Annotated in this window: 8 protein-coding genes and 1 pseudogene; 6 read left to right on the forward strand and 3 right to left on the reverse strand. The window is 70.9% G+C overall.

Going from position 1 to position 13,867, the window contains the following annotated elements:
* Positions 1-165: 165 nt before the first annotated feature.
* Positions 166-894: a lectin-like protein gene (locus CAP_RS45470; protein WP_197041336.1), complete on the reverse strand. Its 729-nt coding sequence runs from the start codon at positions 892-894 to the stop codon at positions 166-168.
* Positions 895-980: 86 nt separating this feature from the next.
* Positions 981-1,496 (reverse strand): annotated as a pseudogene (locus CAP_RS53950) (CotH kinase family protein); the annotation flags it as partial.
* 236 nt (positions 1,497-1,732) lie between these two features.
* Between CAP_RS53950 and CAP_RS24560 the strand changes: the two are divergent.
* Positions 1,733-2,536, forward strand: coding sequence for a siderophore-interacting protein (locus tag CAP_RS24560; RefSeq protein WP_044245197.1), 804 nt, complete (start codon positions 1,733-1,735; stop codon positions 2,534-2,536).
* An 84-nt stretch (positions 2,537-2,620) separates the two neighbouring features.
* Here the strand turns inward: CAP_RS24560 and CAP_RS24565 are convergent, their stop codons facing one another.
* Entirely contained in the window at positions 2,621-3,937 is a 1,317-nt protein-coding gene (locus CAP_RS24565; protein ID WP_044245198.1) for a pectin acetylesterase-family hydrolase, read from the reverse strand.
* A gap of 327 nt (positions 3,938-4,264) precedes the next feature.
* On the opposite strand from CAP_RS24565, the gene CAP_RS24570 reads away from it, so the two are divergent.
* Genes CAP_RS24570 through asnB form a run of 5 tightly spaced genes read left to right on the forward strand, consistent with a single transcriptional unit; the run spans position 4,265 to position 13,861 of the window.
* Positions 4,265-4,957 (forward strand): hypothetical protein, encoded by a 693-nt coding sequence (locus CAP_RS24570; protein ID WP_044245259.1) that lies wholly within the window; start codon positions 4,265-4,267, stop codon positions 4,955-4,957.
* A gap of 9 nt (positions 4,958-4,966) precedes the next feature.
* Positions 4,967-6,232 carry a DmpA family aminopeptidase gene (locus CAP_RS24575; RefSeq protein WP_052375846.1) on the forward strand — a complete coding sequence of 422 codons (1,266 nt, stop codon included), beginning with the start codon at positions 4,967-4,969 and terminating at the stop codon, positions 6,230-6,232.
* Between the two features lie 52 nt (positions 6,233-6,284).
* The gene (locus CAP_RS24580; RefSeq protein ID WP_052375848.1) at positions 6,285-7,361 is read left to right on the forward strand and encodes a P1 family peptidase; all 1,077 of its coding nucleotides are present in this window, start codon (positions 6,285-6,287) and stop codon (positions 7,359-7,361) included.
* 49 nt (positions 7,362-7,410) lie between these two features.
* Entirely contained in the window at positions 7,411-9,585 is a 2,175-nt protein-coding gene (locus CAP_RS24585; protein WP_044245201.1) for a bi-domain-containing oxidoreductase, read from the forward strand.
* A gap of 7 nt (positions 9,586-9,592) precedes the next feature.
* Positions 9,593-13,861 (forward strand): asparagine synthase (glutamine-hydrolyzing), encoded by a 4,269-nt coding sequence (gene asnB, locus CAP_RS24590; RefSeq protein WP_044245203.1) that lies wholly within the window; start codon positions 9,593-9,595, stop codon positions 13,859-13,861.
* The last annotated feature ends 6 nt before the right edge of the window (positions 13,862-13,867 follow it).

Genomic DNA, 13,867 nt, shown 5'->3' on the forward strand with positions numbered 1-13,867 from the left:
CGTCGCGAGGGCATTGTCCGCGTCGCAGTTCCGACGACGATCGGATGGAGCTGTTCACGTCGCCGTGAGCGACCTCCGCGCCCCTCGCGTCCTGGCGCGGTGAGGGCGGGAGCTTCCGGACGCCTCTGGATCGGAGAGGCCCGGAAGCTCCGGTCGCGGCCGGCATCAGGGCAGAAGACAGACGTAGCGCGTCTCGTAGTCGCAGGGGAGATCGTCCCAGGCGCCGCCGCCCACGCCCACGCTCAGGTACACGCAGTGCTCCAGGTCGTAGGAGTTGTTCGGCTCGCCGACGCCCCAGGACGCGTAGTCGACCGGGGAGCCGTCGGTCCAGGTGAACACGCCCTCCTCGTCCTGGTCGTTGAAGCCGATCCACCAGTACCCGCTGGCGATCGACTGCGCCGTGGAGACGATGGCGTCCTGGGTCGCCTGATCGTGGATGGAGACGAGGTGCCCTCCCTGCGCCACGCAGTCCGCCTCGGCGTTGCTCCAGAGGAAGGGTGAGAAGCAGAACGCCAGTGTGCCGCCGCCCGGCGCGGGCTCCATCACGCACTGAGGGCACGACGGGTCTTCATCCCAGACCTCATCGCAGTTGTCGTCGGCCAGATTGCATTGCTCCGGCGCGTCCGGGTACACGGACGCGCCCTGGTCATTGCAATCGCAGTTGCAGCCGTAGTAGGAGCAATCGCAGTCGCAGCGCGGAACGCCATCGCCATCCTGGTCCTCCCCGTACAGGTTCACGCACGCGATCTGATCCGTCAGTATCGCAGGACGATTCGTGAGGTAATCGATGCTGGAGGCCATGCGCGACGAGACCTTGCCCGGGTCCACCTCTTTGCGGGGGTCGTCGAGCACCGCGTCCCAGAGGAACGGCCCGAGCCCCGTCGCCAGTCCCACCAGATCGAGCTCGCGCGCGCGCTCACCTCCTCGTAGGTCTGTGCCAGGCGCTGCTTGCAGGGCGGGGAGTCCATGCACATCTTCTGCACCCTGCCTTCTCTCAAGAACGGGTTCATGGTGCTGGAGAACGTCTGGTCGATGCCCCAGGGGATGAACACCCAGCGGCTGTCGGAGGGGCGCCGGTAGATGTAGTAGTTGTTCTGCCACTCCGACACGTAGCTGTCCCAGTATCCCATGTAGATCCCGGTGGCCGCGAAGCGCAGGTAGGCCTCGATGTCGATGACCTCCGCCACGTCGGTGAGGAAGGTGTCCGGGTCCGTCATCTGGTCGAGTGCCTCCGCGAACTCGGTGATGTCGGCGAAGTTCACGTCGTCTCCTTTGTCCAGCTCGAAGGTGTCCTCCAACCCCACGTAGATGTCGCTGCCGTACGCGCCCTCGTACAGGTTTCCCTCATCGCTCCCGAACCAGGCATTCAGGAACGTGTCGTTGTCGGTCGACTCGACGGTCGCATAGCGCCCGAACAGCTCCCCGTTCACGTGCACCGTCGCGTGCGCCGAGCGGGGCGCCGCCACGTCCATGCCCCGGAGGAACGTGTAGCCCAGGCAGCCCCGGGGCGCGCTGCGGAGGGCTGTTCAGACCCGTGCACGGCGGTGTGCCGCCATGCCGCGACCGAGGGGTGGCCGGGCGGGCCCGCGGGTGGCGGTGGGCTGCCGCGTGCCTTGACAGGGGCATCTTGTTGAATATAGTTTTCAACAGAGCTGGCGCACGGCGCTGCGATTGCCCCTGGGTTGGGGTGGCGCGCTGCTGCGATGTCACCTCATCGCGAGGAGCACTGTCCATGTCGCAGTCCGAACGTGTGTTTCGGCGTGGCCCCTTTCCGGTCAAATTCCGCATCCTGGAGGTCCGCCGCGTCACGCAGATCACCCCGCACATGGCCCGGGTGACGCTCGGCGGCGCGGACCTGGAGGGCTTCCACAGCGACGCCCCCGACGACCACGTGAAGGTGGCCATCCCCGCGGAGGGCGAGGTGGAGGTCCCCGTCCCCACGCTGGGCCCGGGAGGCCTGACCTTCCCCGAGGGCAAGCCCAGGCCCGTGCTTCGCGATTACACGCCGCGCCGGCACGACCCGGCGGCCGGGGAGCTGGACATCGACTTCGTGATTCACGGCGACGGCCCCGCGACGCGCTGGGCGGCGTCGGCGAAGCCCGGCCATCGGCTGGGCGTCGGAGGGCCGCGCGGATCACTGATCGTGGCGGCGGACTTCGATTGGTACCTGCTGGTCGGCGACGAGAGCGCGCTGCCGGCGATCGGCCGCCGTCTGGAGGAGCTGCCCGCGGGGGCGCGGGCGCAGGTCTTCGTGGAGGTCGCCGACGCGGCCGAGGAGCAGCGGTTCGAGACGAAGGCCGAGGTGCAGCTCACGTACCTGCACCGCAATGGCGCGGAGGCCGGCGCGACCGATCTGCTCGAAGCCGCCGTCCGTGGCGCCTCCTTTCCTGGAGGCGACGGCTTTGCGTGGGTGGCTGGTGAGAGCGGGACGGTGCGCAGGATCCGCGATTACCTCCGGGAGGAGCGGGGCCTGAGCAAGGACTGGATGCGGACGTCGGGGTACTGGAAGCGCGGCGTCGCCGGTCACCACGATTGATGAACGGCGCGCGCCGCAGGGGGTGTGGAGGGTCGCTCAGCCGCTCAGCCGCTCAACCGCTCAACCGCTCAACCGCTCAACCGCTCAGCCGCCCAGGGCGCCGTTGATGAGCGGCCCGACGATGGACATGCCGGCGTCGTCGTTGTTGTACCAGTTCTCCGGCTCGTAGATGCGGACGACCTTGTTCTCGTTGATGAAGCGCTGGAGGAAGGTCGTCATCGAGACCATCTCGCTCGGACACTTGTAGCCCTGGTTCCAGGGCATCTCGAAGATCTCGAGCCCGGTCTTCTTCTTCATGTCCTTGCAGGCGTGGCTGCCGATGAAGGTGATGATCGTGCTGCAGTGGCTGTCGTTGATCTCGCGGTGGTGCGGGATGAAGTAGCTGAAGTTCGTGTTCGTCTTGAGCTGGTTGACCAGGGCATCCTGGTCCTGCTTCCAGCGCACCAGCACCGCCTCCTGGTCGTTCGGGGTGTAGAACCGCTCGTAGGAGTAGCGGGAGTAGTTGTAGTCGCGCGTGTAGGCGGTGTAGGCGAGCTGATCGTTCGGGTACGCCTTCGCCACCATGTCGTTGATGCTCCCCATGTTGTTCGGATTGAACGTGCTCGGGAGGGTGGCGAACACGCCGTCGAGCGCCCAGGACTGGCGGATCTTGTTGTGGAGCGGGCGGGAGTTGGAGTTCGCGTTCGGGGCGAGGTAGATGGGCCCCGAGTCGTTCAGGTAATAGCCCTTGTTCTTGGGGGCGATGATCTTCCGGATGAAGTAGTACCCCGCCGCGGTGGCCGTCCCGCCTGCGCTGAATCCGGTGACGAGCAGCTTCTGGGTGTTGGGGAACAGCGACTTGGCGTAGTTGGCGGCGGCGATGGTGTTGTCGTACCCATTGTGGTGCCACACCAGCGGCGGCTCCACGCCGGTGGGATCGGTATAGGTGACGGTCTTGTCGCCGACGTGCACGTCGCCGGTGCAGTAGGGCAGGTAGACGATGTTCCAGTCCTTGGTGGGCAGATCGGTGCGGCTGCGCCCGGGGAGGCCGGGATCGGCGCCGTTGACGAGCGGCGACACGTACTTCGCCGTGAAGGTCGTCATGTAGTCGTCCCCGAGGCCGTTCGGGTTGGCAGCGCCCAGCATGCCGAGGCGACCGCTGCACGAGTCGTAGTCCCAGCAGGCGCCGCCGCCCTCCATGAAGAACAGGACGTTCTGCGAGCCGGTGTTCCTGACGAAGAACTTGTACTGGGAGCCGTTGCCGCACGTCGTCCCGGGCAGCTCCACCTTCTGCCAGGTGAAGTTGTTGCCGCCGTCCACCAGCAGGTCGAGGGCACCCTCGATGAGCGCCGACGCGCTCGCCGTGCTCGACAGCGCCGTCGCCGCCACGAAACCAAGACCCATCAGGAGATTACGCTGCATCAGCCATCCTCCGCCGTTGTTATAGGAGGGCGGATGCTAGCCCGCGCGTGCGGCCCATGTACAGCCGCGAATGCGGTGCGTCGCACCGTTTCGCTCCGTAATGGGCGCCTTTTTGCGCTCGACCTGCGTTGAATGGACCAACTTGGGCATTGATGGCGTTGCGAGCGCAACTGTCCACGAACGGCGGGTCGGGAGATGCCTGCCGGCGGAGTGAAAAATGGTGGCGCGCGTGGTCGTTGCGCAGGACGACGCGCATGCTTGATGCGCCGCGTTGTCGCGCCGGTGCGCTGGTTGTCATTCCCGTGGGGGGTCGGTATGGTGCGCACGATGCCTCCGGAAGCGCAACGTGGCGGCTGGAAGTGGGCCGTGGTGCTCGTGGCCGCCGCGGCGGTCGTCGTGTCGCTCGCGCTGTTCCTGCGGCCCGGTGCACCTCCGGAGGGCGCGCCCCAGGGCAAGGAAGCTGCTGCGCGGCCCGCGGAGCCAGCGTCCACGAAGCGCGCGACGCCCGCCACGGAACGCGACCCGTCCCCCGCAGATCCCGCCGCCACGCCGGAGGTGGAGGCAGCACCTGGGGGAGGCCCACCTCCGGAGCGGGTGCCGGATGGCGACTACCCGGTCGACCTGATGGCCCTTCGCAAGCGCATCCCCGACAACCTCTACTGGCAGCTCGGCGCGCCCACCCAGGACCCCATCATCCTGCAGCAGCGCGCGGAAGACACGCAGCACTGGAACGAGATGTTCGGGAAAGTGCAATCGGGGACCGCCTCCGACGAAGAGATTCAGCAGTATTATGATCACCGCAAGCAGCTCTCGGAGGATTACCTCGAATTCGCGACCGTGACGCTCGCGGAGTACCGCGCCAAATTGCCCGAGCGTGACATCGGAATGTACGAGCTGAGCCAGAAGCTGCACCGGACGAGGCTCGACGAGATCCCGCGCCAGATCGAGGATGCACGCGCCCGCAAGCGCGCCCAGGATACCCGCCGGCAGGAGTGGCAGAACCAGAAGCAGGACGAGTGACGAGCCCTCATGAGCCAGGGACGCTCCTTCGACCCGGGTGACGTGGGCGCGCTCTCGCGCCGCGAGCTGCTCGCGGGCGCCGTGTCGGCAGCCCTCGTGGCGCCCCTCGCGGGAGGCTGCGGCGCTCCGCCCCCTGCGCTCGCTCCGGCGCTCGCTCCGGCGCGACCTGCCGGGCGGCGACGCCTGCGCGATCTCGGCATCGTGATCGGCACCCTGCCTCCAGGCCCCTGGAACGCCATCACCGACGTGCCTGGCGTCCGGGTCGGGCACACGACGCGCATCGAGGGGGAAGGGCGGCTCGTCCCCGGCAAGGGACCGATCCGCACCGGCGTCACCGCCATCGTGCCCGCAGACGACGTCTACCGCGCGCCCGTGGCTGCGGCGCGCTTCACGCTCAACGGCAACGGCGAGCTGACGGGACTCGGCAACGTCGACCGGAGCGGCCTGCTCGACGTCCCCCTCCTGCTCACCGACACCTCGAACATCGGCCGGGTGATGAACGGTGCCACCACCTGGCTGCTCGACGCCTACCCCGAGATCGGCGACACCGCGCCCGTCCCGATGCCGGTCGTGGGCGAGACCTGGGCCGGCTTCCTGCACGACGCCGAGGGCCGGCACCTCGACGACGCGCACGTCCTCGCGGCGCTCCGGGGAGCCAGGAGCGGCGCCGTGGTCGAGGGCGGGGTGGGCGGCGGCACCGCGATGCTCGCCTACGGGTTCAAGGGAGGCATCGGCACCTCGTCCCGGCGCCTCCCCGGGAGCCACGGCGGCTACACCCTCGGCGTCCTGGTGCAGGCCAACCACGGTCGACGCCTGCAGCTCCGCATCGACGGCGTGCCCGTGGGGAGCGAGATCAAGGACCTCATGCCGTACGAGGGGCGCAAGACGAAGTCGATCCTCATCGTGGGCGCCACGGATGCGCCGATGCTGCCCCACCAGCTCGGACAGCTCTGCAAGCGCATGGCCCTCGGCCTGGCGCGCACGGGTGCGGTGTCCATGCATGGCTCCGGCGACCTCCTGCTCTTCTTCTCCAGCGGCACCCGCGCCAGGCGTGGCCAGCCCGTGGTCGACGCGCGGATCTGGAACGAGGAGCAGATGGACCTCCCCATCCAGGCTGCCGTGGAGGCCACGGAGGAGGCCGTGCTCAATGCGCTGTGCATGGCCGAGACGATGACGGGCATCGACGGAAACACCGCCCACGCGCTGCCCCTCGAACGGCTCCCGGAGATCTTCCGCAAGCACGGACGCCCGCTCTCCCCGGAGCGGTCGCGGTAGCTTTCCGCGGATGGACGCGCACGGACGCGCACGGACGCGCTAGGAAAAGGGCATGGCGGAACCTGCGGGCGAGGGATCGATCACCGACGTGACCGGGGTGCTCGTCGGTCACCTGACCGTGGACGACGGCGAGGTCCAGACCGGGCTGACGGCCATCCTGCCGTATCCCTCGTCGGTGCGGCACCGCAAGCTCTTCGTCGGCATGGCCTCGGCCGGGGGAGGCCTCGGTCAGACCGGCGTGCAGGTCGCCGAGGATTTCGGCACGCTCTCCTCGCCCATTCTGCTGTGCAATGCCACCACCGTGGGCATCGCCTACGACGCCCTGATCACCCGCGGGCATCGCCGCGACCCCGAGCTGCCCGTGGACGACGCCTGGCCTCCCCTCGTGTTCGGCCTGGATGACGGCTACCTCAACGACCAGCGGCGTCGCCCCATCGGCCACGACGACGTGCTGCGCACCGTGGAGCAGGCGCAGGCCGGCCCGGTGGCCTGCGGGAGCGTCGGCATCGGGCGGGGGCTGTGCGCGCTGGGCGGCAAGGGCGGGGTAGGGGACGGCGCGCGCGTGCTCCAGGTGGGCGGCGCCGCGTACAAGCTGGGCGTGCTCTGCGCGGCGAACGGCGGCGTGGCACCGGGAGCACACGGCGGCGCCGCGCCGGGAGCAACCAGCGCCGCCGCGCCGGGAGCGAACGCCGCCGAGGTGCGCTCGCCCGCGCCCGGGAGCGTCCTGGTGGTGGCCACCGACGCCCCTCTCTTCCCGGCGCAGCTCTGCATGCTCGCCGAAGCCGCGCTGCGTGGGCTCGACGGCACCGCGCCACCCTCCGGGGTGGAGTCGCGGCGCGCCCTGGCGTTCTCCACGGCCTCGGCCATCGAGGGCTCCATGGAGAAGCCGTTCCGGTCGCTCTACCCGGGCAAGCACCTCGGCGAGGCGGGCCTGGGTGCGCTGCTGGACGCTGCCGCCTCGGGTGCTCGGGTGGCCCTCGGCCGCGCTCTCGGCGCGGCGACGGCGGTGACGGGCAGGAAGGGGAGGGTGGTGAAGCCCCTCGATGCCGCGGCGCTCGCGCGGCTCGCGGGGGCCTCGCCTGGGCCCGCGCCTGCAGGAGGGCTCACGCTGCGGGCCATGGTGGAGTAGAACGGTCTCCGCACGGCCGGACGACGTCGCCCCGCCGCGCAGGAGCCCCATGAAGCAGGTCGTTCAGGAGGTCCGCAGCGGTCGGACCACCGTCCGCGAGATCCCGGCGCCCATCGCCGGTCCGGGCCAGGTCGTCGTCGGCACCATGGCCTCCCTCCTCAGCGCAGGCACCGAGCGGTACGTGGTGGAGCTTGCGCGCAAGAGCCTCCTCGGCAAGGCCCGCCAGCGCCCCGACCAGGTGCGCCGGGTGCTGGAGAAGGTCCGGCAAGAGGGGCTCGTGACCACCTTCCACCAGGTCGTGGCCAAGCTCGACGAGCCCATGCCGCTCGGCTACTCGGCCGCGGGCGTGGTGCTGGAGCTGGGCCGCGGCGTCTCGCACCTCAAGCCTGGCGACCGGGTGGCGGTGGCCGGCCCCCACGCGGGCGTGGTCGCCGTGGGGACCAACCTCTGCGCCCGCATCCCCGACGAGGTCTCCTTCGAGCAGGCCGCCTACACCTCGGTCGGCGCCATCGCGCTGGAGGGCGTGCGCCTCGCGGGCCTCGGGCTCGGCGAGCGGGTGCTGGTGATCGGCCTCGGGCTCATCGGGCAGATCACCGTCTGCCTGCTCAAGGCCCAGGGCTGCCGGGTCCTCGGCACCGACCTCGACCCGGACAAGCTGGAGCTGGCCAGGGCGCTCGGCGCCGACGAGGTCGTGGCGGGCAACCCCTCGCCGGACCGCGTGCGCGCCTTCGCGGGTGGGCACGGCGTCGACGCGGTGATCATCACCGCCGCCACCGCGAGCAACGCGCCCATCGAACTGGCAGCGGCCGCCGCCCGGGTGCGCGGCAAGATCGTCCTCGTCGGCGTCGTGGGCCTGGAGATCCCGCGCCAGCCCTTCTTCGAGAAGGAGCTGACCTTCACCGTCTCCTCCTCGCTCGGCCCGGGCCGCTTCGACCAGGCCTACGCGGACAAGGGCATCGACTACCCCGTCGGCCACGTGCGCTGGACCATGCAGCGCAACATGGAGGCGGTCCTCGACACCATCGCCCAGGGCAAGCTCCCCGTCGAGCGGCTCACCAGCCACCGCTTCGCCATCGACCGCGCCCCCGAGGCCTACGACCTCATCACCGGCGCCACCAAGGCGCCCTTCCTCGGCGTCATCCTGGAGCACCCGCCCGCGCCGCCCCGGCCCTCGCGGCGGGTGGAGCTGCGACGCGCGCCGCCGCTCGCCCACGGAGACGTCGGCCTGAGCCTGATCGGCGCCGGCAACTACGCGCGCCTCATCCTCATGCCCATGCTCGAACAGCAGCGCGGCGTGCGCTTCCGCGGCCTGTGCACCGCCAAAGGGATGAGCGCCGAGCACAGCGGACGCGTGAAGGGTTACGCCTACGCGACCACCGAGGTGCAGCAGATCTGGGACGACCCTGACACCCACGCGGTCCTCATCGCCACCCGGCACGACCTGCACGCCGAGCTGGTCATCGCCGCGCTCCGGGCCGGCAAGCACGTGTTCGTCGAGAAGCCCCTGTGCATTCGCATGGAGGAGCTCGAAGCCATCGCCCGCTGCGTCGACGCGCTGGGCGAGCGCTGCCCGGTGCTCATGGTCGGCTACAACCGCCGCTTCGCCCCCGCGACCACGCGCCTCCGCGAGCTCTTCGCGGCGGTGAAGCCCCTCAGCATCAGCTACCGCTTCTCCGTCCCTCCCATCCCCCCGGACCACTGGGTCCAGGACGAAGAGGTCGGGGGCGGCCGCATCGTCGGAGAAGCCACGCACGCCATCGACACCTGCGTCGCGCTCACCGGCAGCCCGCCCCTCCGGGTCTACGCCGAGTCCGTGGGCAAGGTGGGCGGACTCGACACCACCGACGACCGGGTCTTCATCACCCTCCGCCACCACGACGGCAGCGTGTCCTCGGTGTCGTACCAGAGCGGCGGCGATCGGGCGCTCCCGCCGGAGCGGATCGAGATCTTCGGAGGCGGCAAGGTGGCCATCCTCGACGGCTGGGACACGCTCGAGATCTGGGCGAACGGCGAGGTCCAGCGCGAGCGCGCGGGCAAGGACAAGGGACAGAAAGACGAGCTGGAGGCCTTCTTCCGCGCCTGCCGCGGTGGCGTGCCGCCCATCCCGTGGGAGCATGTGCTGGGTGTGACGGAAGCCTCCTTGCTCGCGGTGCGCAGCCTGCGCGAGGGGTTCCCCGAGGTCTGTAGCGCGCCCGGGGAGATCCCCGCGGTCGCGCCTCCGTGAGGACAGCATGTGCGGGATCGCGGGCATCTTTCATTACGGCGCGCAGGACCGTCCAGCCGATCGTCTCCTCCTCGAACGGATGACGCGGCGGATCGCCCACCGCGGCCCGGACGGGGAGGGGATCCACCTCGACGGGCCGGTCGGCCTGGGGCACCGCCGCCTGGCCATCGTCGACCTCTCCCCCACCGGCGCCCAGCCGATGGCGAGCGACGACGGCTCGCTCTGGATCACCTACAACGGCGAGTTCTACGACCACGCCCGCTTCCGGGCGGCGCTCGCCGCCCGGCGCCCCTTCCGCGGATCGAGCGACACGGAGACCCTGCTGCGCCTCTTCGAGGAGCGCGGCGCCGGCTGCTTCGGCGACATCGCCGCCATCTTCGGGCTCGCCATCTGGGATGCGCGCCGCCGGGTGCTCACGCTCGCGCGCGACGCCATCGGGGTGAAGCAGGTCTACTACCACGACGACGGCACCCGCATCGTCTTCGCCAGCGAGATCAAGGCGCTGCTCGCCTGCGCCGACGTCCCCCGCGCCCTCGACGAGGAGGGGCTGAACCAGTTCCTCCACTTCCACACGCCCCTCTTCGAGCGCACCATGTTCCGGGGCATCCAGCAGCTCCGCCCCGGCGAGGTCCTGGAGATCAGCGCGCGCGGCATCTCGCGGCGCACCTGCTTCCGGCTCGACCGCTTCGAGCACGACAGCACCCCCGCCGAGGAGGTGGTGGCCACCCTCCGCGACAAGCTCGCCGAGGTGGTCAAGGACCAGCTCATGGCCGACGTCCCGGTGGGCGCCTTCTTCAGCGGCGGCATCGACTCCAGCGCGGTGACCGCCTTCGCGCTCCAGGCCGGCGTGCGCCCCCCCTGCTTCGGCGTCCACTTCTCGGGCCAGGGCGTCATCGACGAGCGCCCCTTCCAGGAGGCCGCCGCGCGCGCCCTCGGCGTGGACCTCCACCTGCTCACGCTGACGGGCGACACCTTCCCCGAGGACCTGCTGCGCTGCCTCTACCACCAGGACCAGCCGGTGATCGGCCCGGCGATGATCCCCATGTTCCACATCAACGCCCTGGCCGCGCGCCACGTGAAGGTGTGCCTGGGCGGCCAGGCGGGCGACGAGGTGTTCGGTGGCTACGCGCGCTATGCCCTGGCAGACCCGCTGCGGGTGATGCGCCTCTGGGCCGAAGGCAAGCTCGGCTGGGGTGAGGGGCGCAGCGGACACGGCGGACACGGCGAACACGCCGGACACGAGCCGTCGGCGGAGCACGAGCCCTCACCGCGCGTGGGTGGCAACCTGTTCCGGCAGCTCATCGAGGCCCGCACCCTGCAGCGGCTGGCCAGGGTCGCCGTGCACGCGGGCGACTGGCGCTCCCTCTACTTCGAGGCCTTCGCCAAGGTCCCCGAGCGCGTCTGGCGCGGCATCGTGGGCGCCAGGGAGATCGTCTCGCGCGAGGCCTGCCGCGCCCTGTTCTTCGAGGAGGTGGACCGCTCCCCCGCCCGTGACCCGCTCGACAAGGTGCTGCACTGGGACGTGCGCACCTACCTGCCGGGCCTGTTCCACCAGGACGACCGGATGAGCATGGCGCATGGCCTGGAGTCGCGGGTGCCCCTCGCCGACCCGCGCCTCGTGCGCCACGCCGCGCGCATCCACCCCTCGCTGCGCATCCGCGGCGGCGCCACCAAGTGGGTCCTGCGCCGCGCCGTGGCCGACCTGCTCCCCCAGGAGATCCTGGGCCGCCGCAAGGTCGGCTTCGACACCCCCGTGGAGCGCTGGATGCGGGACCGGCACCACGGCTTCGTCCGCGAACTGCTCCTCGGGAGCCGCGCCCGGAACCGGGGCCTCTGGGACATGCGGGGCCTCACGGCGCTCCTCGATCAGCCCGGGCAGCCCTTCTGGGTCGACCTCACCTGGAAGGCGGTGGCGCTGGAGGCGTGGGCCCAGATCTTCCTCGACGCCACCCCGGCCGAGGAGGACGTGCCCCGCTCCCTCTCCAGCGATCCCGACCTCCTCTTCGCACGGCTCTCCGAGCCTCCCCCCCCGCCGCCCACCCAGACCCCGCACGCCGCGTCTGCGCCTGCGCCTGCGCCTTCAAGCGTCGGCGCCTCGCCTCCTCTGCCTGCCCCCTCCCGCCCCCTCCTCGAACGCGCCCGCGATGCCGTCCAGGAGGCCCGCGAGCTGGGCCCCACGGGCTTCGCCTTCCGGGTGCAATGGGAGCTCGGCCTCCGGAGCGGCGCCGTGGCGCTGGAGGAGCGCGACCCTCCCCCGGCGCTCGGCGACGTCCCCAGCTTCGCCGCGCTCGTGCGCCCCATCCCCTTCGACCATGGCCCCGCGGTGGCCGACGCGCTGCGGGACCGCATGCCTCCCGAGCGCCTCGCGCACCTCCGCCGCCTGGCCCACGAGGCCACCCGCGGCCGCGTGCTCTGCTTCAGCCGCTGGGTCGGCGATTACAGCACCGCCGACGGGCGCATCGACTGGCAGCGCAACCCCCTCAACGGCCGCAGGTGGGACGACCGCAAGCACTGGTCGCGCGCGCTCGCGGACGAAGGAAAAGTCGGCGACGTCAAGCTGACCTGGGAGATCGGCCGCTTCCCGCAGGCCTACCACTTCGGCCGCGCCGCCGCGTTCTTCCCGGCCGACCGCCCTCACCTCGCCGCCGCCCTCGCCTCCCAGATCCGCGCCTTCATCGCCGACAACCCCTACGGCCGCGGCATCCACTGGGCCTCGGGCCAGGAGATCGCCTTCCGCGGCATGGCCTGGCTCTTCGGCCTCGCCAGCCTCGGCCCGGACCCGGCGCTCGTCGCCCTCGCGCCCGAGCTGGGGAGGGCCCTCCACGAAGCCCTCGTGCACCTGGAGCGCCACCTCGATTACGCCCGCCACGCCGTCTACAACAACCACCTCATCTCCGAGGCGTTCGGCATCCTCCTCCTCGCCACCGTCCTCCCCGGCACCCCTGCCGCCGACCGCCTCCGCGCGCTCGGCATCCATCTCCTCGACGAGCAGAGCGACGCCCAGGTGTACGAGGACGGCGGCTACATCCAGCAGTCCCACACCTACCATCGCGTCGCGATGCACACCTACCTCTGGGCCTCGGCGCTGCTCCGTCGCCAGGGCAAGGAGCTACCTGCCGCCTGGACCGGCGCCATGGAGCGCTCCCTCGACTTCCTGTACGCCCAGCAGGCCCCTGCCGGATGGCTGCCCAACTTCGGCTCCAATGACGGCGCCCTGCCCGCCCCCCTCTCCACCTGCGACTACCCGGACTTCCGCCCCGTGCTCCAGGCCCTCAGCGTGATCACCCGCGGCGAGCGCCTCTACGAGCCTGGCCCCTGGGACGAACCTGCCGCCTGGTTCGCCGGCCCCCGCGCCCTCCTCGACGCCCCCCTCCGGCCCCGCGCGCGCACCTCGGTCTCCTTCGCGGTCACCGGCTACCACGCCCTCCGGCTCGACGACCCCGGGAGCTTCTGCGTCCTCCGCTGCGGCACCCTGCGCCACCGCTTCTCGCAGATCGACATGCTCAGCCTCGACGTCGCCTGGCGTGGCCACAACGTCCTCGTCGACCCTGGCAGCTACCTCTACAACGGCCCTGCGCGCTGGCACGAGCACTTCGTGGGCACCGCTGCCCACAACACCCTCACGGTCGACGGCCGCGACCAGATGATGCTCTACCGGCGCTTCAAGAACCTCTACCCCGCGCCGGCCAGGCGGCTCTCCTTCGTCCACCACGACCGCTACGCCCTCGTCGCGGGCGAGCACCATGGCTACGCGCGCCACCCGGGCGGCTGCGTGCACCGCCGCTCCGTGCTCCAGGTCGACGGCGACCTCTGGGTGGTGGTGGATCTCGTCACCGGCGAGGGACAGCACACGGCCCGCCTTCACTGGCTCGGCGGCGACTTCCCGCACCACCACGACCCTGCCGCCGGAACGCTCACCCTCACCACGCCCTCCGGACCCTTCTGCGTCACCGTGACCAGCATGACCGGGGCGCCGCTCGCAGGTGACGTCGCCCGCGGCCAGGAGGACCCCCCGCGCGGCTGGCTGTCACGCCACTACGCCGAGAAGGTCCCCGTCCCCTCCCTCGCCGTCGTGCAGCACGGCACCGCCCCGCTCACCTTCCTCAGCGTCCTCTCCGCCGGCCGGCCCGAGATCCGCATCGACGGGGACCGGGTCACCGTCTCCTCCTGGCCATCTGGCCCCTCAGGCGAGCCCCTGACGGCGTCCTTCCAGGTCCTGGAGGGGCGCATCCACGACGTCACCCTCGGCGAGCCCGTCGCCCCCCGACAAGGCTGAGAACCC

Source organism: Chondromyces apiculatus DSM 436 (assembly GCF_000601485.1).
GTDB classification, from domain to species: Bacteria; Myxococcota_A; Polyangia; order Polyangiales; family Polyangiaceae; genus Chondromyces; species Chondromyces apiculatus.